At 72.3% G+C, this 26025-nt stretch carries 28 protein-coding genes; 22 read left to right on the forward strand and 6 right to left on the reverse strand.

All coding sequences use genetic code 11. From position 1 onward, the window contains the following. Positions 1 to 198: 198 nt before the first annotated feature. The 3 genes from ACY0I8_RS00165 to ACY0I8_RS00175 all read left to right on the forward strand — a co-directional run bounded on the left by ACY0I8_RS00165 (position 199) and on the right by ACY0I8_RS00175 (position 2112). Entirely contained in the window at positions 199 to 819 is a 621-nt protein-coding gene (locus ACY0I8_RS00165; RefSeq protein WP_459940774.1) for a MarC family protein, read from the forward strand. A 61-nt stretch (positions 820 to 880) separates the two neighbouring features. After that, positions 881 to 1273, forward strand: coding sequence for a hypothetical protein (locus tag ACY0I8_RS00170; RefSeq protein WP_461393098.1), 393 nt, complete (start codon positions 881 to 883; stop codon positions 1271 to 1273). A 287-nt stretch (positions 1274 to 1560) separates the two neighbouring features. Further along, on the forward strand, positions 1561 to 2112 hold the full coding sequence (locus tag ACY0I8_RS00175) for a hydrolase (protein WP_461393099.1): 552 nt from the start codon (positions 1561 to 1563) through the stop codon (positions 2110 to 2112). 223 nt (positions 2113 to 2335) lie between these two features. Here ACY0I8_RS00175 and ACY0I8_RS00180 read toward each other — a convergent pair whose 3' ends face one another. From ACY0I8_RS00180 to ACY0I8_RS00205, 6 genes are all read right to left on the reverse strand, one after another. After that, positions 2336 to 2518 carry a uracil-DNA glycosylase gene (locus ACY0I8_RS00180; protein ID WP_461393100.1) on the reverse strand — a complete coding sequence of 61 codons (183 nt, stop codon included), beginning with the start codon at positions 2516 to 2518 and terminating at the stop codon, positions 2336 to 2338. Further along, a complete protein-coding gene (locus tag ACY0I8_RS00185; protein WP_461393101.1) occupies positions 2515 to 3132 on the reverse strand; it encodes a DedA family protein in 618 nt (205 codons plus the stop codon). Before ACY0I8_RS00185 ends, ACY0I8_RS00180 begins: the two co-directional genes overlap by 4 nt. After that, positions 3129 to 4736: an ArnT family glycosyltransferase gene (locus ACY0I8_RS00190; protein ID WP_461393102.1), complete on the reverse strand. Its 1608-nt coding sequence runs from the start codon at positions 4734 to 4736 to the stop codon at positions 3129 to 3131. The genes ACY0I8_RS00185 and ACY0I8_RS00190 overlap by 4 nt, the downstream gene beginning before the upstream one ends. Continuing rightward, the gene (locus tag ACY0I8_RS00195; protein ID WP_461393103.1) at positions 4720 to 4995 is read right to left on the reverse strand and encodes a lipid-A-disaccharide synthase N-terminal domain-containing protein; all 276 of its coding nucleotides are present in this window, start codon (positions 4993 to 4995) and stop codon (positions 4720 to 4722) included. The genes ACY0I8_RS00190 and ACY0I8_RS00195 overlap by 17 nt, the downstream gene beginning before the upstream one ends. Further along, positions 4992 to 5711 (reverse strand): glycosyltransferase family 2 protein, encoded by a 720-nt coding sequence (locus tag ACY0I8_RS00200; RefSeq protein ID WP_461393104.1) that lies wholly within the window; start codon positions 5709 to 5711, stop codon positions 4992 to 4994. The genes ACY0I8_RS00195 and ACY0I8_RS00200 overlap by 4 nt, the downstream gene beginning before the upstream one ends. Before the next feature lie 71 nt (positions 5712 to 5782). Further along, entirely contained in the window at positions 5783 to 6250 is a 468-nt protein-coding gene (locus ACY0I8_RS00205) for a phosphate-starvation-inducible PsiE family protein (RefSeq protein WP_461393105.1), read from the reverse strand. Between the two features lie 370 nt (positions 6251 to 6620). Between ACY0I8_RS00205 and ACY0I8_RS00210 the strand changes: the two genes are divergently transcribed. The 19 genes from ACY0I8_RS00210 to ACY0I8_RS00300 all read left to right on the forward strand — a co-directional run bounded on the left by ACY0I8_RS00210 (position 6621) and on the right by ACY0I8_RS00300 (position 26020). Continuing rightward, positions 6621 to 6980 carry a chemotaxis response regulator CheY gene (locus ACY0I8_RS00210; protein WP_459940783.1) on the forward strand — a complete coding sequence of 120 codons (360 nt, stop codon included), beginning with the start codon at positions 6621 to 6623 and terminating at the stop codon, positions 6978 to 6980. Positions 6981 to 6996: 16 nt separating this feature from the next. Then, a complete protein-coding gene (locus ACY0I8_RS00215; RefSeq protein WP_461393106.1) occupies positions 6997 to 7473 on the forward strand; it encodes a chemotaxis protein CheX in 477 nt (158 codons plus the stop codon). A gap of 180 nt (positions 7474 to 7653) precedes the next feature. After that, positions 7654 to 9714 carry a flagellar biosynthesis protein FlhA gene (flhA, locus tag ACY0I8_RS00220; protein WP_461393107.1) on the forward strand — a complete coding sequence of 687 codons (2061 nt, stop codon included), beginning with the start codon at positions 7654 to 7656 and terminating at the stop codon, positions 9712 to 9714. Beyond that, complete coding sequence (gene flhF, locus ACY0I8_RS00225; RefSeq protein ID WP_461393108.1) at positions 9704 to 10933, forward strand: flagellar biosynthesis protein FlhF; 1230 nt, start codon at positions 9704 to 9706, stop codon at positions 10931 to 10933. Before flhA ends, flhF begins: the two co-directional genes overlap by 11 nt. Further along, complete coding sequence (locus ACY0I8_RS00230) at positions 10930 to 11796, forward strand: MinD/ParA family protein (RefSeq protein ID WP_461393109.1); 867 nt, start codon at positions 10930 to 10932, stop codon at positions 11794 to 11796. Before flhF ends, ACY0I8_RS00230 begins: the two co-directional genes overlap by 4 nt. Beyond that, positions 11793 to 13775, forward strand: coding sequence for a tetratricopeptide repeat protein (locus ACY0I8_RS00235; RefSeq protein WP_461393110.1), 1983 nt, complete (start codon positions 11793 to 11795; stop codon positions 13773 to 13775). The genes ACY0I8_RS00230 and ACY0I8_RS00235 overlap by 4 nt, the downstream gene beginning before the upstream one ends. Beyond that, entirely contained in the window at positions 13772 to 14974 is a 1203-nt protein-coding gene (locus ACY0I8_RS00240) for a two-component system sensor histidine kinase NtrB (protein WP_461393111.1), read from the forward strand. Before ACY0I8_RS00235 ends, ACY0I8_RS00240 begins: the two co-directional genes overlap by 4 nt. Before the next feature lie 287 nt (positions 14975 to 15261). Next, a complete protein-coding gene (locus ACY0I8_RS00245) occupies positions 15262 to 16611 on the forward strand; it encodes a sigma-54-dependent transcriptional regulator (RefSeq protein WP_459940790.1) in 1350 nt (449 codons plus the stop codon). 150 nt (positions 16612 to 16761) lie between these two features. After that, complete coding sequence (gene flgB, locus ACY0I8_RS00250; RefSeq protein ID WP_459940791.1) at positions 16762 to 17157, forward strand: flagellar basal body rod protein FlgB; 396 nt, start codon at positions 16762 to 16764, stop codon at positions 17155 to 17157. Next, the gene (gene flgC / locus ACY0I8_RS00255) at positions 17154 to 17576 is read left to right on the forward strand and encodes a flagellar basal body rod protein FlgC (protein WP_459940792.1); all 423 of its coding nucleotides are present in this window, start codon (positions 17154 to 17156) and stop codon (positions 17574 to 17576) included. Before flgB ends, flgC begins: the two co-directional genes overlap by 4 nt. A 46-nt stretch (positions 17577 to 17622) precedes the next feature. After that, entirely contained in the window at positions 17623 to 17913 is a 291-nt protein-coding gene (fliE, locus tag ACY0I8_RS00260) for a flagellar hook-basal body complex protein FliE (RefSeq protein WP_459940793.1), read from the forward strand. Positions 17914 to 18035: 122 nt separating this feature from the next. Then, positions 18036 to 19634: a flagellar M-ring protein FliF gene (gene fliF, locus ACY0I8_RS00265; protein WP_459940794.1), complete on the forward strand. Its 1599-nt coding sequence runs from the start codon at positions 18036 to 18038 to the stop codon at positions 19632 to 19634. Positions 19635 to 19637: 3 nt separating this feature from the next. Then, positions 19638 to 20663, forward strand: a complete 1026-nt coding sequence (gene fliG / locus ACY0I8_RS00270) for a flagellar motor switch protein FliG (RefSeq protein WP_459940795.1) — start codon at positions 19638 to 19640, stop codon at positions 20661 to 20663. Between the two features lie 355 nt (positions 20664 to 21018). Beyond that, complete coding sequence (locus ACY0I8_RS00275) at positions 21019 to 21759, forward strand: FliH/SctL family protein (protein WP_459940796.1); 741 nt, start codon at positions 21019 to 21021, stop codon at positions 21757 to 21759. Continuing rightward, entirely contained in the window at positions 21756 to 23093 is a 1338-nt protein-coding gene (locus ACY0I8_RS00280) for a FliI/YscN family ATPase (RefSeq protein ID WP_459940797.1), read from the forward strand. Before ACY0I8_RS00275 ends, ACY0I8_RS00280 begins: the two co-directional genes overlap by 4 nt. A 1-nt stretch (position 23094) precedes the next feature. Then, positions 23095 to 23556, forward strand: coding sequence for a flagellar export protein FliJ (gene fliJ / locus ACY0I8_RS00285; protein WP_459940798.1), 462 nt, complete (start codon positions 23095 to 23097; stop codon positions 23554 to 23556). Continuing rightward, positions 23546 to 24094: a MotE family protein gene (locus ACY0I8_RS00290; RefSeq protein ID WP_461393112.1), complete on the forward strand. Its 549-nt coding sequence runs from the start codon at positions 23546 to 23548 to the stop codon at positions 24092 to 24094. The genes fliJ and ACY0I8_RS00290 overlap by 11 nt, the downstream gene beginning before the upstream one ends. A gap of 81 nt (positions 24095 to 24175) precedes the next feature. After that, on the forward strand, positions 24176 to 25567 hold the full coding sequence (locus ACY0I8_RS00295; protein ID WP_461393113.1) for a flagellar hook-length control protein FliK: 1392 nt from the start codon (positions 24176 to 24178) through the stop codon (positions 25565 to 25567). A gap of 15 nt (positions 25568 to 25582) precedes the next feature. Further along, the gene (locus ACY0I8_RS00300; RefSeq protein ID WP_461393114.1) at positions 25583 to 26020 is read left to right on the forward strand and encodes a flagellar hook capping FlgD N-terminal domain-containing protein; all 438 of its coding nucleotides are present in this window, start codon (positions 25583 to 25585) and stop codon (positions 26018 to 26020) included. The last annotated feature ends 5 nt before the right edge of the window (positions 26021 to 26025 follow it).

A 26025-nucleotide genomic window follows, 5' to 3' on the forward strand; every position in this document is an offset into this window, starting at 1 on the left:
TCGGACCGTTGGGCGCGCTCCCCGACCTGGGGCGGAGTGGAGAAGGACCCCTTCCGTGGCCCCACGGGGACGTGCCCGGTGGGAGAATACGAAGGTTGGGCCCCGCGCGCAAACGGCGGCCGAGGGCCGGACCGGCTTGCACGGGGGGCGGGGTTCGGGGTAGAACCCCCGGTCTTCCCCGGACCCAGGGAGGCTTGCGTGTTCCCCGAGTTTCTCCAAGCGTTTGCCACGCTGTTCGCCATCTTGGACCCCATCGGCAACATGCCGGTGTTCCTGGCGCTCACGGCCGACCTGCCGGCCGAGGCCCGCCGGCGGGTGGCCCTGCGGTCCACGGTGTACATGATGGCGGTGCTCGTGTTCTTTTCCCTGGCGGGTCGGGCCATTTTCGGCCTGTTCGGCGTGACCCTGGCCGCGTTTCGGGTGACCGGCGGGTTGATCCTCCTGAAGGTCGGCTTCGATATGCTCGAGGCCCGGGGCAACCGGATGAAGCGCACCGAGGAGGAGGAGTCGGCCGCGCGGGAGAAGGAGGACGTCTCCCTGATCCCGCTGGCGATCCCCATGCTGGCCGGGCCCGGCGCGATCTCGGCCGTGTTGGTGCTGACCGATACGGGTCACGGCCTGGCCGAGGCGGGAATCGTGTGGCTCGCGGTGGTGGCGAACGCCGTCCTGGTGTTCCTGGCGTTTCGGCTGGCCGAGCCCCTGTCGCGTTGGCTCGGCCCCACGGGGGTCCGGCTGGTGACCCGGCTGATGGGCCTTTTGCTGGCGTCGCTGGCCGTGCAGTTCGTGATCCAGGGAGTCCAGGAGATCTGGCGGGGGTGAAGACCGGCGGAACGGTCCGTGCCCGCTTGCCGAATCCTTAGCCCGGGGTAGGCTGAACGCCATGGACCGATCCCACTCCTCCCTAAGATGGCGCCGGACCCGCCAGCGGGCCGCGCACCGACGGCGGGATTCCGCAGCGGCCCGGCGGCCCTTCGGGCCGGTGCTTCTGGACCGCCTCGGCGACCTGGACCCCAGGGTGCGGGCCGTGGTGAACGAGTTCGTGGACCGGGCCGTCACCTATCCATGGATCCTCGGGTGTTTCCTCGAGTGCCGCGACTGCGGGCACCGGCTGATCCTCCACGTGCCCCGACCCATGACCCGGGCCATTGCGTGCCTCGCCCGGACCTGGGTGGAGGAGCTGCGGGCCCGCCGGAACGGGCCCGGGGTGGAGGTGGCCGTGTCGGCTCGGGAACCCAAGGGCCCGGAGGCGATGCGCACGGTCTTCCGGCGGTAGCCGGACGGGGGGAGGGGAGAGGGAGCCCTGACGAACCCCGGTAAACGTATTGCGGGCCGCGGGTGGGGGACTGGTTCCGGCCGGGCGCGAGTGCGGCACCTTTTTCGCCGCGCCTTTCCATGCCGTTGTCGGCTCGGCAGGCCGGGGCGGCGGTGGCGGACGTTCCGGATCTTCCAAAACAATCCAGACGTGGTGGGGCGCGGCGACGTGCGGGGCCGCCCCCGGCTCTCCACCAGCCCCCCACCCGCGAGTTTCCGTAGCAACGAGTCCTTCGGTGGGTGTTGGTTATGACCCGATGGCTGCTCGAACGAACCGACGCCGTCCTGGTGGTGGTGGACCTGCAGGTCCGGCTTCTGCCCCACATTCCCGACGCCGACCGGGTCGTCGACCGGGCCCGGCGGCTCGTGGAGGCCGCGCGGATCGTCGGCCTGCCGATTCTGTGGACGGAACAGGAGAACCTGGGCGAAACGGCCCCGCCGCTCGCCGCCGTGCTCGCGCCGGGGAGCCCCATCCAAAAGATCCACTTCGGCTGCTTCGGGTCCGAGGCGTTCGTGGGGGCTTTGGAGGCGACCGGTCGCCGAACCCTGGTCCTGTGCGGGATCGAGGCCCACATCTGCGTGGGCCAAACGGCGCTCCAGGCCCTGGAGCGGGGCTACGGCGTTCACGTGGTCGCCGACGCCGTGGCCTCCCGGAATCCCGCCGACCGCGACGTGGCTTTCGAGCGGGTCCGGCAGGCGGGGGGCGTGGTGACCTGCTGGGAGTCGGCCCTGTACGAACTCCTCGGCCGGGCGGGCAGCGACGAGTTTCGGGCGTGCCTGCCCCTCGTGAAGGGGGGATGATCCGGGGCAGGCCGGGGTTCTCAGGAGAGGGGGGCCGTGTCAGGGTCCAGTGGACCGACGACAGCGGACAGGGTTTCTCTGATACCTGGCCTCTGAATTCTGACCCCTGGTACGGCGTCGGCCCCCACAGGAAGGGACGGGTGGAAACGCTGAAGCTATGAAAGGTTTTCGCGTCCCAGCGTCCTCGCGTCCGGGCGTCCTACCGTCCCCGCCGAAACAAGCCTCACCCGGACCTGCCCTTGCCCGGCCGGGGCTCGAAGAAGAGGCAGTCGCGGCCCGAGGCCCGGCGCACCTCGTCGGCCGGGATCCCCTGGGTCTTGAACCCGAGGGCCCGGCAGCCCCGGGGAAACCGGGGGTCCCAGGTCACGTAGAAGTGTCGGCACCGCAGGCAGTTGGGCCGGGTCATCCGTTCGGGGTGCGGGCGCGGTGGCGCCAGACGTAGATCCCGCACAGGGCCACGAGGGCCGGCAGCAGGTACCAGAACGCCCGGTGGGCGTACTCCACGACCTTCTCCTGGTTGTTCCCCACGAAGTAGCCGATCCAGGCCAGGATCGCCACCCAGATGCCGGCGCCCAGCGCCGTGTACAGGCAGAAGGGCACGAGCCGCATGCGGGCGAGCCCCGCCGGAAACGAGATGTACTGCCGCACCCCGGGCACGAGCCGGCCCACGAAGGTGCTGATCTCGCCGTGCCGGCGGAAGTAGTCCTCTACCCGTTCGAGCGCCCGGGGCGTGAGCCCCACGTACCGGCCCCAGCGCAGGAGGAACGGCCGGCCGAGCCACACGGCGAGCCCGTAGTTGAACAGGGCCCCCAGCAGGCTCCCCAGAACGCCCGCGGCGATCACGAGGCCGAGGTGCATCTCGCCGCGGCTCGCCAGGTACCCCGCGGGCGGGACCACGACCTCGCTCGGAAACGGGAAGAACGAGCTCTCCAGGAACATGAGGGCCACCACCCCGGGGTACCCCAGAGCTCCCACGGTGGCCACGAGCCAGGCGGCCGCCCCTTCGAGCCAACCCCTCATCGGTTCTCCACCAGCACGTATCCGTTCCCCCGGGCGAGGTCCCGCCCCCCCGGGAGGTCCTTGCGGTACTTGGGCCGGGTGAGCGCCACCACGCGGCGCGGGCCCCTCCAAAAGTCCAGGAACGCCTCCCGGTTCAGCACGCGTCGTTCGACCTCGGGTCCCTCGAACAGGGTCTCCCGGGAGATCCCGCCGAGCACCGGGAGTCGGCCGGTGTAGAACGCGAAGCCCGCCGACAGCGACCTGTATTCCGCGAGCAGGGTATCCGGGCCCAGTTGCTCGAGGGCCTTGCGGGCGGTGGGTCTGGCGGTTCGCAGGGGGAGGGCGTCCCCCCGGCTGAAGGCCCAGCCCACCGTGAGGGCCAGACCGGCCGCGATGCAGAGGGCCGCGAGATCGGGACGAAACCCCCGGTCCGCGGCCCAGGTGGCGGCTCCGGCGCCGGCGGCGGCGAGGACCGCGGCGATCGGCAGGAACACGGTTCCCAGGGCTGCCCGGTCCATGGCCGCCAGATCCCCGCCACGGAGCGGCACGACCCCGAGCCCCACCACGAGGGCCGCCACGGCCACCAGCACGAACCCGAATCCCACCGCCCGCAAAAGAACCCGGACCTCACCGGCCGCGGCCGCCAGGGCCTGGGCCGCGAGCAGGGCCATTGCGGGATAGGCGGCGAGCACGTAAAGGGGCAGTTTCGTGGCGGGTAGGCTGAAAAAGATCGGGGGCACCAGGGCCCACGCCCCGAGAAACCACGCCAGGGGTTCCGACGCCCGGGCCGCAGCCCTGCGGCCCGCGGGGGCGAGGAGCGCCCAGGGGAGCCCCAGGGCCGGGAACACGTACAGGTAGTAGTGCCAGGGATGGGGGTGCCCCATGCCCCCTTCCTTCAGGCGGCTGGCGATCTGGCCCCCGAGGAAATAATCGAGGAGCCCGGGCACCGCCCCCATGGCATAGGCGTACCAGGGAAGCGCCACGGCGAGCGCCAGGGGCACCCCCCACGCCAGGCCCCAGTCGACCCGCTCGGCGGCCCCCCGCCGGTGGAAGGGGAGAAACGCGAGGAGCACGAGCAGGGGCACGATCCACCCCACCGGCCCCTTGGTGAGAAACGCCGCGCCGAGGGCCAGGTAGAGGGCGACCCGCTCCCCCCGCCCGGCCGACCCGTTCCAGATCTCGTACGCCGCCGTGAGCGCCACGGTCTGGCACAGGCACAGGAGAAGATCGGTGGTGACCATGCGCTCGGCGCCCACGACGGCCGGGGTGGTGGCCGCGAACAGGGCGGCCCAGGTGGCCGCCCCGGGCGCGAGATGCCGCCGGGCGAACCGCCAGAGCACCGGGACGAGGAGGGTGGCCAGCACCCCCTGGCCGAGCCGGGCCCCCCACTCCGTGGGGCCGGCCAGCCCGTAGCCCAGGGCCGTGACCCAGTAGACCAGCGGGGGCTTGTGGAAATGGTGGATGCCGAGGAGGCGGGGGAAGAGCCAGTCGCCCGAGGCCCACATCTCCCGGGCGATCTCGGCGTAACGGGCGTCGGAGGGTTCCACGAGGCCGTACGAACCCAGGCCCACCCAGAGGGCCACGGCCGCGAGGCCCCAGGCGGCCAGGTCACGCGCCCTGGGCATCCGCCGGGTCTCCCTTCCACAGCATGAGGTTGCGAACGTACACCACCGACCCGAACGCCTGCCCCAGGATGAACACCGGGTCCCGGCGGTGGAGCGCGTAGATGAGCAGGAGGACGCTTCCCGCCAGCGACAGGTACCAGAACGCCTTGGGCACGGTGCTGCGTCGCTTTCGTTCCGTCACGATCCACTGCACCAGCATCCGGCCGGAGAACATGGCCTGGGCCGTGAACCCCAGGACGAGCCAAGGATCCCACCTCATGGGATCTCCTCCCAGCGGTACCCCAGGTGCCGCTTCTGCATCCAGCGCACCGCGAAGAGGTCCAGGAGCGGTCCCACGAGCCGGTTCCAGAGGTGGTATTTGGGCCTCCCGTACCGTCGGTGCCGGTGGTTCACCGGCACCTGGACCACCCGGGCGCCCTCGAGCTTGAGCAGGGTGGGCAGGAACCGGTGGAGCCCCGTGTAGAGCTTGAGCCGGTCGAGGAAGGCCTTGCGGTACACCTTGAGGGAGCACCCGGTGTCCACGATGTCGTCGTGGGTCACCCGGTTGCGGATCGCGTTGGCGATGCGGGAGCTCACGCGCTTCACGAACGGGTCCCGGCGGTTAGCCCGGATGCCCACCACCACGTCGGCCCGGTCGAGGTGGCCCAGGAGCCGGGGAATGTCGGCAGGGTCGTTCTGGAGGTCGGTGTCGAGGGTCACCACCACCTCTCCCCGGGCCGCCCGGAATCCGGCGTCCATGGCGGCCGTGAGCCCCCAGTTCCGATCGAGGGCCACGATCCGGACCCCGAGCTCCGGATAGTCCCGTCGGATCTCCAGCATGCGCTCTCGGCTCCGGTCGGTGGACCCGTCGTCCACGAACACGGTTTCCACCTCCCAGTCCGGGGCGAGCCCGGCGACCACATCCCGGAGTTCCCGGGCGAGGATCGGGAGGTTTTCCTCTTCGTTGTATACCGGCAGCACGACCGACAGGCGCATCGGGGCCTCCGCGGTGGGGGAACGCGACAGTATAGGACCGGTCGGCCCCCGGGATCCAACCCCAGCCTCGGTCAGGTGCGGGCGGCCGGGTGCCCCGGGCCCGCCACGATCCGCAGGGCCAGGGCCAGCACCAGGATCACCACCACGTTGGCCCCGATGTCAACAAGGGGCGGCCAGAGGGCCTGCCACTGACCCTCGTGCACCTTGGAGGCGAGGGAATGCTCGGCCTCGAGCAGGAGGATCCGCCGGGTGCTCGAGATGATGCCCACGTACAGGAAGGGGTTCAGGCTGAAGGGCTCCCGTTTGAGAAACCGGACCACGGGCCAAAGGAGCTCCATGATGATGAGCACGAGGAGCACGTCGTTGAGCGCATGGAGCACCGCGGCGAGGCCGGGGCGGGCGAGCTGCGCCACGGCCTGCACGAGCACCACGCCCGCGCAGGCGAGCATCACGAGCGCCACGGCGAAGTGAACGAGGTCGTCGGCGGCGATGAGGAGCCGGCGGAGGAAGCGGACGTTCAAGGGGTAGGGGGTGTTCACGGTCGTTTCCTTTCTCGCGGTGCCGGGCTACTGAAACCGTTCGGGTTTTCGTGGGAGCGCCCGAGCCAACCCGTGGGGGCGGGGCCCACGCCGCGGAGTTTTTTTCTTGGACCTTCGCCCCGGGGGAGCGCCGGGGGCGCGCCCCGAGCGCCGGTTTGCGGCAGGCGACCGGAAATCGAAACCGCCCAACGGGCGTGAAGCGGCGGCGGAGGGTACCGGATTCCGAGCCCGGGCACAACGGGCGGCCGAACCAGGTGAGAGAGGGGGGCGATGGACACCCGGGTGAACCGACGCCCTAAAGTTTCCGTGTTCCCGTCCGATCCGTAGGAGCATCGGTTTTTCTCCACCCCCTAAACGGAGGTTCGCTGCGGTGAAGATCCTTACGGTCGACGACTCTTCCACCATGCGACGGATCATCAAGAACACCCTGAACCGCCTCGGCTACACCGACGTGGTCGAGGCCGAGCACGGCGTGGACGGCCTGGCGAAGATGGCCGGGGTGGGGCTCGTGCTCACCGACTGGAATATGCCCGAGATGGACGGGCTCACCTTCGTGAAGGCGCTTCGTTCGAACCCCCAGTACAAGGAAATCCCCATCATCATGGTCACCACCGAGGCGGCCAAGAAGGAGATTCTCGAGGCGATCAAGGCCGGGGTCACGGACTACATCGTCAAGCCCTTCACCCCTGACACTCTGAAGGAAAAGATCGAACGGGTGCTGGGCGCGTAATCGCGGGGGCCGACCCATGTTCAACGTGGAGTACATCAACCCCTTCATCGCGGCCACCGTGAACGCACTGGAGGTCATGGCAGGCATCCAGCCGAAGCGGGGCAAGCCGTTCGTGAAGACCGAACGGGCGGCCGCGGGGGACATCAGCGGGGTGATCGGCCTGGCCGGCGAGGCCGTGGGTTCCGTGGCCGTGACGTTCTCGGAGGCGCTCGCCCGGCGGGTGTACGCCGCCATGGTGGGGGAGGAGGCCAACGGCCTCGACGAGGGGGTGCGGGACGCCGTCGGCGAGATCGCCAACATGATCGCGGGAGGCGCGAAGGCCGCCCTCACCAAGGAGGGTTACCAGTTCCGGATCGCGATCCCCACCATTGTGGCGGGCAAGAACCACGAGATCGAGCACAAGGGCCAGGGCCCGTGCCTCGTGGTGCCCTTCGAGGTGGAGGGAGACACCTTCTGGGTGGAGGTAAGCTTCGTTCCCAAGCCCGGGGCCTGAAGCCTCGACGCCGCGCGGGGGCCGCGAGGCTGCCCCCGTCGCCGCCCCCCGGCGAAAAGGTGTTCCCCCCGGGGCGGTTGTGGTACATTCCGGCGCACGTGCGCGGACGTCATCTAACCCCCCAGGAGGCCCACCCCGCGTCCCATGGATCGAGGAGCTAGCCTTTCGGTTCCCGCCTTTTTGAACCGCCACAGCGGGGTGCTCGTGGCGGCCGGGGTCATGAGCATCGTGTTCCTCATGATCCTGCCCCTGCCCCGGGGAGTCCTGGACCTCCTGCTGGCCCTCAACATCAGCTTCTCCGTCCTCATCTTCCTCCTGGCGATGTACACGGAGCGGCCGCTCGATTTTTCCCTGTTTCCGAGCGTGCTGCTCATCGCCACCCTGTTCCGGCTGGCCCTCAACATCTCGTCCACGCGGCTCATCCTGACCCAGGGGAGCCAGGGCATCGAGGGTGCCGGCCGGATCATCGCGGCCTTCGGCTCCTTCGTGGTGGGGGGGAACTTCGTCGTCGGGATCGTGATCTTCCTGATCCTGGTGGTGATCAACTTCGTGGTGATCACGAAGGGCGCCACCCGGATCGCCGAGGTGAGCGCGCGGTTCACCCTGGATTCCATGCCCGGCAAGCAGATGGCCATCGACGCCGATCTGAACGCGGGCCTGATCGACGAGGCCGAGGCCCGGCGCCGGCGCGACGAGATCGCCCGGGAGGCCGACTTCTACGGGGCCATGGACGGTGCGAGCAAGTTCGTGCGGGGCGATGCCATCGCCGGGCTCGTGATCACCGGCATCAACATCCTGGGCGGCCTTGTGATCGGGGTGCTCCAGCTCGGGATCCCCCTGGACCAGGCCGTCCGCACCTACACCACCATGACCGTGGGCGACGGCCTGGTGAGCCAGATGCCGGCGCTCATCATCTCCACCGCGGCCGGCATCCTGGTCACCCGGGCCGGGAGCCAGTCGAACCTGGGGGAGGTGCTGCCGAAGCAACTGGGCCAGGTGCCCGAGGCCCTGGGGGTGGCGAGCGGGGTGCTCCTCGTGCTTGGGGTGGTGCCCGGGCTGCCCTTCTTTCCGTTCGCCGTGCTCTCCGGGGTCATGGGGGGTGCCGCCTATAGCCTCAAGAGGGTGCGCGAGGCCGAGGCCCGCCGCCGGGAGGAGGCGGCTCGGCGCGAGGCCCAGAAAGCCCCCCCGGCGCCGGCCGGGCCGGAGGACGTGACCCCGCTCCTCCAGGTGGACGTGCTCGAGCTCGAGGTGGGCTACGGCCTTCTGCACCTGGTGGACCCCGGGCAGGGCGGCGACCTGCTGGAGCGGATCCGGTCGATTCGCCGCCAGATCGCCCTGGAGATGGGGGTGGTGGTGCCGCCGGTGCGCATCCGCGACAACCTTCAGCTCCGGCCCGGGGAGTACATGATCCTGGTCAAGGGCATCGAGGTGGCCCGGGCCGAGCTGAAGGAGGGCCATCTGCTGGCCATGAACCCGGGCATCGGGGAGGAGGGGCTCCAGGGGATCCCCACCAAGGAGCCCGCCTTCGGCCTCGACGCCCTGTGGATCCCGGAGGAGCGGCGGGAGGAGGCCCAGATCAAGGGGTACACGGTGGTGGACCACTCCACCGTGATCGCGACCCATCTGACCGAGATCATCAAGCAAAACGCCCACGAGCTCCTGGGCCGGCAGGAGACCCAGAACCTGCTGAACGTGGTCAAGGAGCAGGCGCCGGCCCTGGTGGAGGAGCTCGTGCCGGGGCTCCTGCCCCTGGGGGTGGTGCAAAAGGTGCTCCAGAACCTGCTGCGGGAGCGGGTGAGCATCCGGGATCTGCGCACGATCCTCGAGACCCTGGCCGATTACGCCCCGGTCACCAAAAACCCGGAACCGCTCACGGAGTACGTGCGGGCGGCCCTGCGGCGGGCGATCACCAAGCAGTACCAGGACGAGGACGGAAAACTTCCCGTGATCGCGCTGGACCACCGGCTGGAGGAGACCCTGCTGGGGGCCGTGCAGCGCACCGAGCACGGGTCGTTTCTGTCGCTCGAGCCGGCCCTGGCCCAGCGGGTGCTCACGGCCCTGGGCCGGGCCGCCGAGGCCGCCACGATGGAGAACCTGGTGCCCGTGGTGTTGACCAACCCGGCCCTGCGGTTGCCCCTGCGGAAGCTCACGGAACGGGTCCTCCCGAGCCTCGTGGTCCTGAGCCACAACGAGGTGGAGGGCCCGATTCGCACCGTGCGGGTGGTGAGCCTTGAGGGTTAAGAAGTTCCAGGCCGTGGACATGGCCGAGGCCCTCCGGAAGATCAAGGAGGAGCTCGGGCCCGACGCCGTGATCCTCTCGACCCGGCAGGTCAAGCCCGGCAAGGGCGTGTTCGGGATGTTGGGTCGGCCGATCCTGGAGGTCACGGCCGCGGCCGATCTGGACGACCTCGCCAAGCGGGCCGGGCCCCCGGTGCCGCCGGCCCGGGCCGAGCCCGCACCCCCCCCGCGCCCCGGGCCCGCGCCGGACGGCGGAGCCATCCTGGCCCTCCAGGCCGACATCGACAGCCTGCGGGAGGAGCTCGACCTCCTGGCCCGCCGGCCCCGGCCCGGCCCGGCCGATGCCGTGACCTCGGAGGTGCGGGCCCTGGTGGCCAAGGTCGAGCGGCTCCTGGAGGAGACCGGCCGGTTTGAGCGGCTCAAGCTCGCCCCGGCCCTGCGCCGGCTTCACGACCACCTGGAGGCGATCGACGTGGACCCGTCCCTGGCCGCCCGGGTGCTCGGGTTCCTCCAGCAGAAGGTGGACGAGGGCGCCGTGCCCCCGGGCCGCGAGGTGGCGGCGTTCCGGCAGCTCGTGTCCCGCACCGTCAGGGTGGCCGGCCCCCTGGAACCCGGGACCGACGGGCCCCGGGTCGCCGTGTTCGTGGGCCCGACCGGGGTGGGGAAGACCACCACCGTGGCGAAGCTCGCGGCCCGGTTCGCCCTCCAGGAGAACCGGCGGGTGGGGCTTCTGACCGTGGACACCTTCCGGATCGCGGCGGTGGAGCAGCTCAAGACCTACGCCAACATCATGGGGGTGCCGATCCGGGTGGCCCTGGACCGGGCGTCCTTTGTGGAGGCGGTGCGGGGCTATGCCGACCGGGAGCTCGTGCTCGTGGACACGGCCGGCCAAAGCCCGCGGGACGAGGAGAGCCTGGCCGAGCTCCTGGAGCTCCTGCCGCCCGAGGTGGAGGCCGAGGTCCATCTCGTCCTCTCGGTGACGACCCGGGGCCGGGACCTGGAGCGGATCCTGCGGCATTACGCCGCGGTCCGGCCGAGCCGGCTGCTTTTGACGAAGCTCGACGAGACCGAGTGCCACGGCCCGCTCCTGGGGCTGCCCCTCGTGTCGCGGCTCCCCCTGAGCTACCTGACCACCGGCCAGAACGTGCCCGACGACATCGAGGAGGCCCGGCCAGATCGGGTGGCTGCGTACCTGGTGCGGGGGGTGGAGGGGGAGGCGTGAGGGACCAGGCCCAGCGGCTGCGGGAACTCGCCCGCACGAGGCAGGCGGCCGGCCCGGTGGCGGCCGACCGGGCCCGGGTGCTCGCCGTGACGAGCGGGAAGGGCGGGGTGGGAAAGACGAGCCTCGTGGCCAATCTGGCCGTGGCCCTGTCGGGCCGAGGCCGGCAGGTGGTGGTGCTCGACGCCGACTTCGGGCTGGCGAACCTGGACATCCTCCTGAACCTGAACCCCGCCCGGAACCTGGGCCACCTGCTCCGGGGCGAGGCGCGGCCCGAGGAGATCCCCGTGGAGGTGCTGCCGGGCCTGCGGGTGATCCCCGGCGCCTCGGGGGTGGAGGAGCTCGCCGACCTCGACCCGGCGGCCCGGGAGCGGTTGGTGGCCGAGGCCGGGCGGCTGGCCGCCGGGGCCGAGTTCTTCCTGATCGACACCGCGGCCGGCATCGGCCGCAACGTGGTGGACCTGTGCGCGGCGGCCCGGGAGGTGTGGGTGGTCACGAACGCCGAGCCCACCGCCCTGACCGACGCCTACGGCCTCATAAAGGTGCTGTGGGCCCGGGAACCCGAGGCCCGGGTCGGGGTGGTGGTGAACAGCGCGGACGACGAGGCGGCCGCCCGGGCCGTGTTCGGCCGCCTGGACGAGGTGGTGCGGCGGTTCCTGGGGCGCACCGTGGAGTGGGCGGGGTATGTGATCCGGGACGAGCACGTGGCCCGGGCCGCCCGGCGCCAGGCCGCGTTCGTCTCGGCCTTCCCCCGGAGCCCGGCGGCCCGGTGCGTCCAGGCCCTGGCGGACCGCCTGCTGGGCCGGGAGGCCGAGGCCCGGGGGACGGGGGGGTTCTGGCGGCGGCTGGCCGGGAGGGACGCATGAGGCGGATCGTGGCGACACTGGTTCTCGGGGCGACGCTTGCGGCGGCGGGGCCGGCCGGGGCCGTGGTGCTGGCCGCCGTGGACCCCGGGTGGAGCCCGTTCCTGTCGGCGGGCCCCGTGCCCGGCAAGGAGGCCCTGTGGGCCGAGGCGGGCCGCACCCTGGCCTCCGATCCGGCCCGGGTGGCCCAGGTGGTGGGGCGGGAGGCGGCCCGGGCCGACGCCCCGGCCCGGCTGCGGGGGCTGTGGGCCGACGCCCTCTACCTCGCGGGCGGCGACACCCTGTGGCAGGCCGAACGGGTGTTCCGGATCCTGGTGAAGGAGGATCTGGCCCCCGAGGAGACCGCCTGGTGCTGGTTCCAGTTGGGGAACATCCAGCGGATCCAGGGGTTTCCCGAGGCGGCCGAGACCTCCTACGAAACGGCGCTGCCGGAGAGCCGGGAACCCTGGCGGGCGGCCCTGCGGTTCGACCTCGCGGCTCTGGCCCTCGAGACCGGGCGGTACGGCCGGGCGGCGGAGTTGTGGGAGGCCTGGCTCCGGGACTACCCGGGGGCCGAGGGCCGCGCCACGGCCCTCTACCTCCGGGCCGAGAGCCTCTGGCGGGCCGGGGAGGAGCGCGGGGCCCTGGCCGCGTTCGACGAGGCCCGGCGCGCCGACCCGGAGGGCTGGCGGGTGCGGGTCGAGACGGCCCGGGCCATGGCCGACGCCTTCCGGAAAGCGGAAAGGGTGGAAGAGGCGGCGGCGCTCCTGGAAACCCTGGCCGCCGACCGGACCGGCACGCCCGAGGGGGCCCAGGCCCTCCTGGACGTGGGGGCCCTCTGGGAGGGCCGGGGGGAGGTGGCCCGGGCCGCCGCGGCCTACGGCCGGCTCCTCGACGGGCCGGCCCCGGCCGAGGCCGCCCGGGAGGCCCGGCTGCGGCTCGCGCTCCTCGGGGTGGAGCACGCCGACGAGGTGGAGCTCACCGAGCCCTACCCCGCCTACCGCATCTTCTACCGCCCAAGGCCGGAGCTCGAGGCCCTGGCGGCCGGACCGGATGCCCCGACAGCCCAGCGGGCCCTGACGGGGTTGGCCGCCCTGGCCCGGAGGGAGGGGGACCTGCCCGCGGCGCTTCGGTACCTGGAGCGGGCCTTCCGGGACTACCCCGAGTCGCCCGAGTCCGGTCGGGCGTACGAGCGGTTCATGGGGTGGCTCGAGGCGGCCGTGGGGGCCCCGGGGGATCCGGCCGGGGCGCTCCTCCTGTTCGAGCGGTTCCGGGAGGCGGCCGCCTGGGTCCCCACCCGGGACCTCGGGGGGCTCTACCGCGATGCGGCCCGGGCCGCCGAGGCCGTTGGGGCCTACGACCGGGCCCTGGAACTCTATGCCGAGCTGCGGACCCTTCCGACCCGGGCCGTGTCGCCGGCCGAGCTGGAGGCGGCCGAGGTGCGGGTGCGGGCCAAACGGGGCGAGCCCGAGGCCGTGGAGCGGTGGGCGAGACGCCGGCCGGGCGACTGGCGGGCGCTTTTGGCCTGGGCCCGGGTCGAGGCCGACCGGGGGAACGCCGAGGCGGCGCGGAAGGCCTTCCAGGCGGCGCTGGCCCAGGCGCCGGACGCGGCCGCCCGGTACCGGGTCCGGGTGGAGGCCGACCGGATCGGCCGCGCCGAGGCCGATGCCGACGCCCTGCTCCACGCCTGGGAAACCCGCCGTCGGCTGTGGGCCGAGATCCCGCCGCCGGCGCGGGAGGGTCTCGTCGCCCCGGACCCGGTCGTGGGGGGGCGGCTCGCGTTTGCGTCGGGCCGGTTTGGGGAGGCGGCGGCGGAGCTGAAGGGGGCCACCGAGCCGGTGGACCGGCTCCTCGCGGCCCTGGCGCAGGCCCGGCCCGGTGAGGCCGGGGCGGATCCCGAGGTGTGGAAGGGGCTCCAGGAGTCGCCCGACCCGGTCGTGGCGGCCGTTGCGCGCGCCCTTTCCGGGGCCTGGGAGCTCCGGGCGGCGGAGGGGAAGCGGTGAGCCCCGCGGTGCCGGAGGAGCTCCGGGAGGCCATGCTCCGGTTCCAGGAGGCCACCGAGCGCCTCCAGGGCTCCTACGCGCGCCTCCAGGACGAGGTGCGGGAGCTTCGGGCCCGGCTCGAGGCGAAGGACCGGGAGCTCGGCCGGTCGCGGGCCGAAACCGAGCACCTGGCCCGGTACCTCGAGCACCTCCTGGAAAGCGTGCCGAGCGGGGTCGTGGCCGTGGACGCCGAGGGCCTCATCGCCACCATCAACCGGGCGGCCCAGGAGATCACCGGGTTCGGCCCCGAAACGGCGGGCCGGCCCTTCGGCGAGGTGTTCCGGTTCGAGGAGCCGGAGGCGGCGGACCTGGAGGCCCTCCAGGGGAAGGCCCGGCCGACCCTGACCCTGGTACGGCCCGACGGCGAGCGGGTGCTCCTGGGGCTTCGGGTGTCGCCGCTGCGGGGCGGCCCGGAGAACCGGGGGGGCTGGGTCGTGGTGTTCCAGGACGTCACCCGGTTGCGGCGCCTGGAGGAGCAGGAGGAGCGGAACCGCCGGCTCGTGGCCATGGGGCAGATGGCGGCCGGCATCGCCCACGAGATCCGAAACCCCCTGGGGAGCCTGGAGCTCTTCGCGAGCCACCTGGTGGAGGAGCTGCGGGGGTCGGCCCACGAGGACCTGGCGGCCCAGGTGCTCAAGGGCCTCCAGAACCTCTCCCGGATCACCGGGAATCTCCTCCTCTTCGCCCGGCAGGTGGAGCCCCGCCGGGCGGCCTGCGACCTCGCGGAGGTGGTGGCCGAGGCGGTGCTGTACGCCCGGTCGGCGCTCCGGGCCAAGGACGCGGTGCTGGAGGAACAGGTGGAACCGGCCCCGGCCCGGGTCGATCCGGACCTGGTGCGCCAGGCGCTCCTCAACGTGCTCCTCAACGCCGCCCAGGCGGTGGAGGCGGGGGGGAGGGTGCGGGTCGTCTGCGGCCCCGCTCCCGACGAGGGCCCGGGCGCGGTGCGGGTGGTGGTGGAGGACGACGGCCCGGGGGTGCCCCCGGAGGAGCGGGAGCGGATCTTCGACCCCTTCTACACCACCCGGGCGCGGGGCGTGGGCCTGGGGCTCGCGATCGTCCAGCGCATCGTGGCGGCCCACGGCGGCTGGGTGGGGGTGGACGGATCCCCCTGGGGCGGAGCCGCCTTCACCCTGGTGTTCCCGGCCGATGCCCCGACCTGAGCCGGTGCCAAGGGCCGGTGAACAGAGGACAGAAGACAGAAGACAGGACTTCCCTGGACTCCGTTTCTGAACTCTGACCCCTGCCACGGAAGCGGCTCCCACGGAACCGGGCTCGTCCAGGTGTCGGAACAGGGGATTTTCCCGGGCTTCTCGCGTTTCGGCGGAAGTCCCATACAGGGCTCGTCCATGGTGTGGCCCGGGCCGAAGGCGAAGATTCAGGATTCCGAGAGGTCTTGCGTCCTAGCATCCGAACGTCCCAACGTCCCAGCGGTGCCCCCGGAGTTCCCGTGAGCGAGGCGAAACAGCTTCTGGTGGTGGACGACGATCCCGACATGCGCCTGGCCTTGCAGTTGACCCTGCGCAAGGCGGGGTACGACTGCACCCTGGCGGCCGACGGCCAGGAGGCCCTCGACCTCCTGCGGCGGCGGTCCTTCGACCTGGTCGTCACCGATCTCCGGATGCCCCGGGTGGGGGGGATCGAACTCCTCGAGCGGATGAGCGCGGCGGCCCCCCACACCCCGGCCCTGGTCATCACGGCCCACGGGTCGGTGGACGCGGCCGTGGAGAGCATGAAGCTCGGGGCGCTGGATTTCCTGCAAAAGCCCTTCGGCCCCGAGGTGCTCCTGGCCAAGATCTCCTCGGTGTTGGCCCGGGCGACGCCCCGGCCGAGGGGGCGGCCCAAGACCGCGTTCGTGGCCGAGGACCCGGCGATGGAGCCCGTGCTGGCCCTGATCGAGGCGGCCGCGGCCACCCGGGCCACGGTGCTGATCACGGGCGAGAGCGGCACCGGCAAGGAGGTGGTGGCGCGCCGGATCCACGAGCTCTCCCCCTGGGCCGACGGCCCCTTCGTGGGTGTGAACTGCGCGGCGGTGCCGGCGAACCTCATGGAAAGCGAGCTCTTCGGCCACGAGAAGGGGGCCTTCACCGGGGCCACGGAGGCGCGGCCGGGCCGGTTCGAGCAGGCCCAGGGCGGCACGATCCTGCTCGACGAGGTGAGCGAGATGGAGCCCGCCCTCCAGGCCAAGCTCCTCCGGGTGCTCCAGGAGCGGGAGGTGGAGCGGGTGGGGGGGCGCAAACCGATCCCCCTGGAACTGCGGGTGGTGGCCACCACGAACCGCGACCTGCCCGAGGAGGTGCGGCGGGGCCGGTTCCGGGAGGACCTCTTCTACCGGCTCCAGGTCATCCCCATCGAGGTGCCGCCGCTGCGGCGCCGCCCGCGGGACATCGTGCCCCTGGCCCGCCACTTCCTGGAACGGGCCCGCCGGGCCTACGGGCTGGCCGAGGCCGAGCTCACGGCCGAGGCCGAACGGGCGCTCGCCTCCCACGACTGGCCCGGCAACGTGCGCGAACTCCAGAACACCGTGGAGCGGGCGGCCGTGATCTCCCGGGGCGGGCCGATCCGGCCCGAGCACCTGCTGCTCGGCAAGGGCGCGGTGCGGCAGGAGGGGGAGCTCCGGGTGGATGGCACCCTCGAGGAGATGGAGCGCCGGATCATCCTGGCCGCCTTCGAGCAACACGGCCGCAACAAGAAGGCCACGGCCCGGGCCCTCGGGATCAACGTGAAGACCCTGCGGGCCAAGCTCAAGGCGTACGGGGTCGGGGGCGAAGGGGACGAGGAGGACGGGGGAGCCGACTGACCCCCCGGGGGGAATCGTTCGGACCCCGGAGGTGGGGGCCGGCCTCCGGGAGTCGGCTGTGCGCCGGCCCTCCGAGGGGGCGGAACCGTTGGCCCGCGCCTTGCAAAGGCCGGGGCGGAGGTGCACACCGGCGGTTCCGGAGGGGTTCCCATGGGGTTCCTGCAGGCGATGGATGGGGCGGTCGGCCCCCTGGTCGACGAGTTGCGGTACCGGCAGCGGCGGCAGGCGGTGATCGCCGCCAACGTGGCGAACGCCGACACCCCCGGCTACCGGGCCCTGGACGTTAGGTTCGAGCGGGCGCTGGAGCGGGCCGGGCTTCCGATGGCCCGCACCCATCCCCGGCACCTCGGGGGCGCGCGGGCCCCCGGCCGGGTGGAGGTGGTGGCGGCCGGCGGGGTGCCCCGCCGCGACGGCAACGACGTGGACATCGACCGGGAGATGGCGAAACTCGCCCAGAACCAGATCGAGTACCAGTTCCTGACCCGGGTGCTCGGGGCCCGGTTCCGGAAACTCAAGGAGGCGATCTCCGGGAGGACGACGCCATGACCGGATGGTTTCGACTGCTCGACGTGTCGGCCTCGGCGCTCGCCGCCCAGCGCAGCCGCATGGAGGCCGTGGCCTCCAACCTCGCCAACGCACAGACCACGCGCACCCCCGAGGGGGGGCCGTACCGCCGGCGGGACGTGGTGTTCGAGGCCGCGCCGGTCGCAGGCACCTTCGACGAGGCCCTGGCGGGCGCGGTGCGCGGGGTGCGGGTGGCCGACGTGGTGGTGGACCCCTCGCCGCCGAAGCTCCGGTACGAACCGGGCCACCCCGACGCCGACGCCCAGGGGTTCGTGGCCTACCCCAACGTGGAGGTGCCGGTGGAGATGGTGAACCTCCTGAGTGCGGCCCGGTCGTACGAGGCGAACGTAACCGTGATCGAGGCCACGAAGAACATGCTCTTGCGGGCCCTGGAGATCTAGGGAACGGGGGCCCGGCGAGGCCCACGGACGGGCGAAGGAGTGTCAGATGGTGAAGGAGATTGCGGGACTCGGGGTTCCCCAGCCGGCGGGAGCCAAGGGGACGGCCCAGGCCAAGGCGGAAAAGGGGTTCGGGGAGTTCCTGACGGAGAGCCTCCAGAAGGTGGACGCCCTCCAGAAGGAGGCGGACGAGGCGGTGACCCGCGCCGCCCAGGGGGAGGGGGACGTCCAGGAGGCGATGGTGGCCGTGGAGAAGGCTGACGTGGCCTTCAAGCTGATGATGGAGGTCCGCCAGAAGATCCTGGACGCCTACCAGGAGATCATGCGGATGCAGGTGTAGCCCGGGGGCGCTGCGCCGTTGGCAAAACCCGTACTGGAAATTTCGGCCCGAAACAAGGAAACTAAGGCCGTTCGCACGCGGCCCAGCCCAAAGGACTCTGGCCCGGGATGAGAATCTAGTCGATGGCCATCTGGGATGCCGGCCTGGCCCAGGCCCGAGAACTGTGGGCCAGGCTTACCACTGCCCAGCGGATCACCCTGATCGGGGTGACCGCCCTCATCACCGCCCTTCTGGTGACGCTGGCCCTGTGGGCCGGCGCCCCCGAGTACTCCCTTCTGTTCAGCCGGCTCTCCCCGGAAGACGCCTACCAGGTCGTGGAAAAGCTCAAGGCCGAGGGGGTGCCGTACCGCCTGGAGTCGGGCGGCACCACGGTGCTCGTGCCCTCCGACCGGGTCTACGAGGTCCGCCTCCAGTTGGCTGGCGAGGGCATCCCCCAGGGCGGCACCGTCGGGTTCGAGATCTTCGACCGCACGAGCTTCGGCATGACCGACTTCGCCCAGCGGGTGAACTACGCCCGGGCGCTGGAGGGGGAGCTCACCCGGACCATCCGCCACATGGACGGGGTGCGGGGGGCCCGGGTGCACCTGGTGCTCCCCGAGAAGAAGCTCTTCGAGACCGAGCAGGAGCCGGCTTCGGCCTCGGTGGTTCTCGATCTCGTGCCCGGCCGGCAGCTCACGGCGAAGCAGGTGCGCGGGGTGGTGTACCTCGTGGCCTCGAGCGTGGAGGGGCTGCCGCCCGACCGGGTCACCGTGGTGGACACGAAGGGGAACGTGCTCTACCGGGAGAGCGGGGAGGAGCCGGGCCTCCTGGCTGCGAGCCAGCTCGAGTACAAGCGGGCCTTCGAGAAGGACCTGGAGCGCCGGGTCCGGGACCTCCTGGAGCGGGTGGTGGGCCAGGGGGCCGCCGTGGTCCAGGTGGCGGCCGAGTTCGATTTCTCCAAGGTGGAGGAGACCGCCGAGACCTTCGACCCGGAGGCGGTGGCCGTGCGGAGCGAGGAGCGGGTCACCGAGTCATCCACGGGCCCGCCCGGGCCGGCCGGGGTGCCCGGGGTGGCCTCCAACGTGGGGCAGGGCCAGCCGGCCCAGGCCGGGGCGGCCGGCTCGAGCTCGAGCCGGGAGACCGAGACCGTGAACTACGAGGTCTCGAAGAAGGTGACCCGGGTCGAGAAGGGGCCGGGCACCCTCCGGAAGATCTCGGTGGCCGTGGCCGTGGACGGCACCTACCAGGAGGGGGAGAACGGCCGGGAGTTCGTGCCGCGGCCCGCCGAGGACCTGGCCCGGCTGAAGGCCCTGGTGGAGAAGGCCGTGGGCGCCGACCCCGCCCGGGGCGACGCCGTGGAGGTCACGAGCATCCCGTTCCAGCCGGCCGAGGTCGGGGTGGCGGAGGCCGGGCCGTGGTGGACCTCGCCGGCCGTGCTGCCCTTCGTGCGGTACGGCCTCGTGCTGGTGCTCGGGGTGCTCCTGGTGTTCGGGGTGCTCAAGCCCCTGGTGCGCTGGCTCACCCGTCCGGCGGAGGTGCCCGAGATCACCGAGCCGGTCACCGTGGCCGAGATGGAGCGGCGGCTCGAGGGGGAGGTGCCCGAGGAGGAGGTGGAGATCGAGGAGAAGGCGCCCACCGAGACCGTGCGGCGCGAGTTGATCAAGCAGCGGCTCCTGGACATGATGCGAAAGGAGCCCGAGGTGGCGGCCCAGTTGGTGCGAAGCTGGCTGACGGAGGAGTAAGCGGTGCCTGACGCTGCGCCGGAATCCACGGCCCAAGCCCTGCCCGGCCTCCGGAAGGCGGCCATCCTGTTCCTCGCGCTGGGCGAGGAGGCCACCGAGGCCGTGTTCCCCCACCTCCGGGACGACGAGATCCAGGAACTGACCCGGGAGATCGCCGTGCTGGAGAAGGCCACCCCGGAGGAGGCCGAGGCGGTCCTGGGGGAGTTCCACACCCTGGCTTTGGCGCGCTCCTACGTGCTCCAGGGGGGCGTGGAGTACGCGAAGAAGATCCTGCGCAAGAGCCTGCCGCCCGAGCGGTGCCGGGAGATCCTGGACCGGCTGGTGAAGTACCTGGACCAGGGCCCCGGGTTCCAGAACCTGCGCAAGGCCGACCCGCGGCTCCTGAGCAAGATCATCCAGAAGGAGCACCCCCAGACCATCGCGTTCATCCTGTCGCACCTCGACGCGGCCAAGGCGGCCCACGCCATCGCGAGCCTGCCGAGCGAGCTCCAGGTGGAGGTGGCCCGCCGCATGGCGAGCTTGGAGGAGATCAGCCCCGAGGTGGTGAAGAAGGTCTCGGAGATCCTGGACAAGAAGATCACCTCCATGGCGGGCTCGTCCATCGAGGTCCAGGGCGTGAAGACCGTGGCCGAGATCCTGAACCGGATGGGCCGCAACGAGTCCAAGAACATCCTCGACAGGATGGAGCAGGAGAACCCGGAGCTCGCCGCCCACATCCGGCAGCTCATGTTCGTGTTCGACGACATCCAGTACCTGCCCGACAAGGCGATCCAGGAGATCCTCAAGCGCGTGGACAAGAACGTGCTGGTGGTGGCCCTGAAGGGCGCGAACCCCGAGCTCCAGGAGAAGTTCTTCCGGAACATGAGCTCCCGGGCCGTCGAGACCCTCAAGGAGGAGATGAGCTTCCTGGGGCCGGTGCGGGTGAGCGAGGTGACCGAGGCCCAGTCGTCGGTGACCGAGATCGTGCGCCAGCTCGAGGAGGAGGGGCTGGTGGTGCTCGCCGGCGGCGACGAGGACGAGTACATTTAGGGCGGCTGGGCGGCTAGGCGGCTAGGCGGCTAGGCGGCTAGGCGGCTGGGCGGCTGGGCGGCTGGGCGGCGGAAAACCTTTGGGGTTTCGGCGTCACCGTCCAAGCCGACCTGTGGGAGCGGGGTCCGTATCGGGGATCAGAGTTCAGAGGGCAGATGTCAGACCCCCCTGTCCTCTGTCCTCTGTCTTCCGGCACCTGGCACCTGGCCCCTGGCACGGTCGCCGGTCCCGTGGTCCACACCGCGGCCCCTCGTAGCCGGAAGCGAACGGGTCTTGTACCTCCGGGCCGGCCGCCCCGCGGCCTGCCGGAGATTCCAGCCTTCTGGCGTTCCAGCTTTCCGACGAGAAGCGTTCCATGGCCAAAGATTCCCCCGCGCCCTTTCGCCCGATCCGGTGGGACGACTCCGGCGACCCGGCCGGCCCCAAGGGAAAGGTGCGCCCGTTCCGGCCTCTGGAGTTGGACGAGAGCGCTCCCCCGGAACGGGATCCCCCCGCCGCGGCGGGGCCCGAACCCGAGGCCCCCGGCGGGGAGGCCCCCGGCCCCGACCCCCGGGAGGCGGCCCGGGCCGAGGCCGAGGCCCTCCTCGCCCGGGCCCGGGCCGAGGCCGAGGCCTTGCGGGAGGCGGCCCGGGAGGAGGGGTTCCGGGAGGGCCGGGAGCGGGCCCGGGAGGAGGCGGCCCAGCGGATCGAGGCCCTCGAGGGGCTGCTCCGGGAGCTGGCCGGGTGGAAGCCCCGGCTCTACGAGGAGGGCCGGGCCCAGGTGCTGGAGCTCGTCCTGGCCCTGGTGCGGAAGATCCTCGGGCCCCTTTCCGAGCAGTGCGAGGAGGCCGTGGTGTACGTGACCGAGCGGGCGCTCCAGGCCATCGCCGACCGGGAGAGCGTGACCGTCCGGGTGCACCCCGACGACCTCCAGGCCGTGGTGGACGCGAAGCCCGCGTTCCTCGAAACCGTGGACGGGATCCGCCAGCTCACCGTGGTGGAGGACCCGTCGGTCGGCCGGGGCGGGTGCCGGGTCCAGACCCCCACGGCCGAGATCGACGCCCGCCTCGAAACCCAGCTCGAGGAGCTCGTCCGGGTGCTCCGGGGGAACGCATGAGGCTCGATTTTTCCCCCGAGATCGAGGCGGTCCGGGAGGCCGACCTCCTTCGCCCCTACGGCAAGGTGCTCCAGGTGGTGGGCATGGTGGTGGAGGCCTCGGGGCCGGCCGCCCCCGTGGGGGACATCTGCCTCGTGTACCCCGAGCAGGGGGGACTCGAGCGCACCCGGGCCATCCCCTGCGAGGTGGTCGGGTTCCGGGAGGGCCGGATCCTGCTTATGCCCTACGGGGAGATGCGGGGCATCCAGCCCGGGAGCCGGGTGGTGGCCACCCGAACCCAGAGCCTGTGCCAGGTGGGCGAGGAGCTCCTGGGCCGCGTGATCGACGGCACGGGGAACCCCATCGACGGCAAGGGCCCGCCCCGGTGCCGCCGCAAGTACCCCCTCTACGGCAAGGACATCAACCCCATCGCCCGGGCCCGGATCCAGGAGCCCCTGTCCACCGGCATCAAGGCCATCGACGGGCTCCTCACCCTGGGCAAGGGCCAGCGCATGGGCATCTTCGCCGGGAGCGGGGTGGGGAAGAGCGTCACCCTGGGCATCATCGCCCGCAACACCTCGGCCGACGTGAACGTGATCGCCCTCATCGGCGAGCGGGGCCGGGAGGTGCGCGAGTTCATCGAGCGCGACCTGGGGGAGGAGGGCCTCCGGCGCTCGGTCGTGGTGGTGAGCACCTCCGAGAAATCTCCCCTGGTGAAGGCCCGGGGCGCCCTGGTGGCCACCACCGTGGCCGAGTACTTCCGCGACCAGGGCATGGACGTCCTCCTCCTGATGGACTCCGTGACCCGGTTCGCCATGGCCCTGCGGGAGGTGGGCCTCGCCATCGGCGAGCCCCCCACCACCAAGGGCTACACCCCCAGCGTGTTCGCGGCCCTGCCGCGCCTCATGGAGCGGGCCGGCATGGGGGAGGGGGGGAAGGGCTCCATCACGGGGCTCTACACGGTGCTCGTGGAGGGCGACGACATGAACGACCCGGTGGCCGACACCGTGCGCTCGATCCTGGACGGCCACGTGGTGCTCTCCCGCGATCTTGCGGCGCGGAACCACTATCCGCCCATCGACGTCCTGACCTCGGCGAGCCGGCTCATGATGGAGGTGGCGTCCCCCGAGCACCGCCGGGCCGCGGCACGGATGAAAAGCCTGCTGGCGGCCTACGGGGAGGCCGAGGACCTCATCAACATCGGCGCCTACCGCCCGGGGTCGAACCCGGCCGTGGACGAGGCCCTGGAGAAGCGCGAGGCGATGCTCTCGTTCCTGACCCAGGGCATCGAGGAGTCCTGGACCCTGGAGCAGGCGGTGGCGCGGTTGGTCGAGATGTTTCCCGAGGTGACGTAGGGTGGCGTTCCGGTTCCGGCTGGAGAAGGTTCTGGCGGTCCGCCGCCGGGAGGAGGAGGAGGCCGAACGGCGCCACGCCGAGGCCCGGCGGGAACGCGACCGCGCCCGCGAGGAGGTGGAACGGCAGCGCGCGGCCCTCTTGCGGGCGAACGAGGCGCTCGACGCCCTGAAGCGCAAGGGGGAGATGAGCGCCGACGACCTGTTTCTCCACGCCTCCCACGTGGCCGGGGTGCGGCGTCGGCTCCGGGAGGCCGAGGCCGGGCTCGCCGCGGCCGAGGACCGGGTGCGCCGGGAGCACGAGGCGCTCCTCCAGGCCCACCAGGCCCGGGAGGCCCTGGAGAAGCTGCGGGAGCGCGAGGAGGCCCGGTGGAAGGAGGCCGAGCGCCGCCGGGAGACCCAGATCCTGGATGAGGTGGCCCTGACCCGCCGGCCCCTCGGGGAGGAGGAACCCCATGGCCCGTGAGGTCCGATTTCTGGCCCCCGCGGCCGCCCTGCTCGGGCTCGTGCTCGCCCTCGGGACCCCTGTTTTTGGGCAGGAGTCCCAGGAAAAACAAGAAGATCCCCAAACTCTCCAGGCGAAGGCCCGCCTCTTGCAAGAGCTGGATCGGCGAATCGAGGAGCGCCGCCAGCAGCTCGCGCAGGAGGAGGAATCCCTGGAGGCGCTCCGGAGGGCCGTGGACGCCGCCCGGCAGGCTCTGGTCGAGGAGGCCGGCCGGCTCGAGGCCCTCAAGCGGGAGGTCGAGGCCGCCATCGCCCGGCGGGAGAAGGCCGAGGACGAGCGGCTCGACCAGATCGCCAAGGTGTACGGGGCCATGAAGCCCCGGGAGGCCGCCCAGGCCCTGTCGGGCCTGGAGGACGACATGGCGGTGGCGATTCTGGAGCGCCTGCCGGGCCGGACCGTGGGAAAGATCTTCGACCTCATGGATAAGGACCGGGTCCGGGAGTTGACCCACCGCCTGGAGGAAGGGCGAACCCCCTCCCCGTCGCCCGCGAAGAAGTAGCCCGCCTCCCCACCCCGCGATCGCCCCGCACCGACGTCCCCCGGCCCTCCTGCGAGGGCCCCAGCGGCAAAGGAGTGCCCCATGGACGTGGTGCCCGTGGCCGTCGTGCCCCTGCCCGACCCCGGTACAACCGGCCGGCAGCCCGCCGCCCCCGAAGGGTTTCCCGACCTCTGGGCGGTGCTCGCGGAACTGCTCTCGGCCGAGGCCGGGGCCGAACCCCTGCCCCCGGAGGCCGTCCCCGCGCTGGCTGTGGGCGGGCCGGCCCCGGAGGAGGCCTCCGGCGATCCGGAGCCCCAGGACCCCGGGACGGACGCGCCCCAGTCCGACCCCGGGGGGCTCGCGCTGGTCCTGGCGGTGCCGACCCCCGCGCCGGTGCCGGACCAGGCCGGGTTGCCCTCGGGCGAGACCGCGGGGGCCGATGCGGAGCCGGCGCGGCCGCGTCTCGGTTCCCAGGCGGTGGACCTCCCAAGTCTGACGGAAACCGAAACCGCCGCCGAAGCGGAGGGCCGGGCCCAGGCCCCGGCCGACCCCAGGGCCGAGCGGCTCTGGGGGTTCTGGCTGCCCCGGGCCCGGGGGGCGCCGCCCCCGGGCGAGACCGCGGGGGCCGGCGCGGAGCCGTTACGGCCGCCTCTAGGTTCCCAGGCGGTGGACCTCCCAAGTCTGACGGAAACCGAAACCGCCGTCGACGCGGACGGTCGGGTCCAGGCCCCGGCCGACCCCAAGGCCGAGCGACTCTGGGGGTTCTGGCTGCGCCGGGCCCGGGGGACGCCGCCGGCCGCCGCCGGTCTGCGAGGCCCGGACGGCATCCTGCTCCAGGCCGGCGAGGCGAAGGCCGAGGGGCGGGGGCCCGCGCCGGGACCCGGCGCGGCCTCCCCGGTAGCCCCGGAGGCCCGGGGGCCGCAGGGGTTCGCCGCGGTCTCCCGGCCGGCGGCCGGGACCCGGGGGGAGCACTCCCGGGAGCGGCCCCCGGGGGAGTCCGACCCGAAGCCGGTACCCGCGGTCGGGGGGACGGCGGGCGCAGAGCCGGCGGCTCCGGCAGAGCCCCAGGCGGCCCAACCCAACCCCTCCCGTCCCCCTCAGCCGCCCCCGGCCGTGGACCAGGTGTCCCGGGCCGTGCGGGTGGCCATCCGCACCGGGTCCGACCGCATGACCGTGCAACTCGAGCCCGAGCACCTGGGCCGGGTCCAGGTGGAGGTGGCCCGGGAGGCCGGGGGGCTCACGGCCCACATCCGGGTCGAAACCCCCCAGGCCCACCAACTGCTCGTGAACGAGCTTCCGGCGCTTCGGGCCGCGGCCGAGACGCGGCAGGTTCCCCTGGTCCAGGTGGCCGTGGAGTTCGACCGGGGCGGCGGCCGGCACGGTGGCCGGCCGGATCCCCGCCCCCGGGGCCGCCGGAGGGCGCCGGACCCCCTCGACGACGAGGTGACGGTGCGGTCGGCCTGGATGCCGTGGGGTTTCGAGACCCGGATCTGACGAAGGAGGTTCGCCATGGACGTGAGTACCGTGACCCAACAGGCGGCGGCTGCGGCCGCCTCGTCGGCCCCGAAGGGCGAGGTGACCATCGCCGACTTCCAGGACTTCCTGAAGCTCTTCGTGTCCCAGCTCAAATACCAGGATCCCCTGAGCCCCACGGGGGGAGAGGAATTCCTCGCCCAGACGGCCCAGTTCTCAACGGTGGAGCAACTCGTGAACCTGAACCGCCGGGCCGAGACCGCGGTCCAGGGCGGCGAGGTGCTCCGCCGGGCCACCGCGGCCGGGTACCTGGGCCGGAGCGTCACGGCCTGGGCCGGCGAGGGGGAAGATCGCTCCCAGGTGACCGGCCGGGTCGTGTCCGTGGAGTTCGGGGCCGACGGGGCGCTCCTCCTGGGCCTCGACACGGGCCAGGAGGTGTCGCTGACCGACGTGACGTACCTCTCCGAGACCTAACCCGC

The sequence above is a fragment of the Deferrisoma sp. genome, assembly GCF_054681715.1.

Bases quoted from the DNA above. Each gene is read 5' to 3' on its own strand.
- ACY0I8_RS00275 (WP_459940796.1), top strand. From the start codon at position 21,019: ATGGCCAAAGATTCCCCCGCGCCCTTTCGCCCGATCCGGTGGGACGAC.
- ACY0I8_RS00195 (WP_461393103.1), bottom strand. From the start codon at position 4,995: ATGAGGTGGGATCCTTGGCTCGTCCTGGGGTTCACGGCCCAGGCCATG.
- fliE (WP_459940793.1), top strand. From the start codon at position 17,623: ATGGTGAAGGAGATTGCGGGACTCGGGGTTCCCCAGCCGGCGGGAGCC.
- ACY0I8_RS00235 (WP_461393110.1), top strand. From the start codon at position 11,793: ATGAGGCGGATCGTGGCGACACTGGTTCTCGGGGCGACGCTTGCGGCG.
- ACY0I8_RS00280 (WP_459940797.1), top strand. From the start codon at position 21,756: ATGAGGCTCGATTTTTCCCCCGAGATCGAGGCGGTCCGGGAGGCCGAC.
- ACY0I8_RS00295 (WP_461393113.1), top strand. From the start codon at position 24,176: ATGGACGTGGTGCCCGTGGCCGTCGTGCCCCTGCCCGACCCCGGTACA.
- ACY0I8_RS00175 (WP_461393099.1), top strand. From the start codon at position 1,561: ATGACCCGATGGCTGCTCGAACGAACCGACGCCGTCCTGGTGGTGGTG.
- ACY0I8_RS00170 (WP_461393098.1), top strand. From the start codon at position 881: ATGGACCGATCCCACTCCTCCCTAAGATGGCGCCGGACCCGCCAGCGG.
- flgC (WP_459940792.1), top strand. From the start codon at position 17,154: ATGACCGGATGGTTTCGACTGCTCGACGTGTCGGCCTCGGCGCTCGCC.
- ACY0I8_RS00290 (WP_461393112.1), top strand. From the start codon at position 23,546: ATGGCCCGTGAGGTCCGATTTCTGGCCCCCGCGGCCGCCCTGCTCGGG.
- ACY0I8_RS00300 (WP_461393114.1), top strand. From the start codon at position 25,583: ATGGACGTGAGTACCGTGACCCAACAGGCGGCGGCTGCGGCCGCCTCG.
- flgB (WP_459940791.1), top strand. From the start codon at position 16,762: ATGGGGTTCCTGCAGGCGATGGATGGGGCGGTCGGCCCCCTGGTCGAC.
- ACY0I8_RS00180 (WP_461393100.1), bottom strand. From the start codon at position 2,518: ATGACCCGGCCCAACTGCCTGCGGTGCCGACACTTCTACGTGACCTGG.
- fliF (WP_459940794.1), top strand. From the start codon at position 18,036: ATGGCCATCTGGGATGCCGGCCTGGCCCAGGCCCGAGAACTGTGGGCC.
- ACY0I8_RS00185 (WP_461393101.1), bottom strand. From the start codon at position 3,132: ATGAGGGGTTGGCTCGAAGGGGCGGCCGCCTGGCTCGTGGCCACCGTG.
- ACY0I8_RS00200 (WP_461393104.1), bottom strand. From the start codon at position 5,711: ATGCGCCTGTCGGTCGTGCTGCCGGTATACAACGAAGAGGAAAACCTC.
- ACY0I8_RS00215 (WP_461393106.1), top strand. From the start codon at position 6,997: ATGTTCAACGTGGAGTACATCAACCCCTTCATCGCGGCCACCGTGAAC.
- ACY0I8_RS00190 (WP_461393102.1), bottom strand. From the start codon at position 4,736: ATGCCCAGGGCGCGTGACCTGGCCGCCTGGGGCCTCGCGGCCGTGGCC.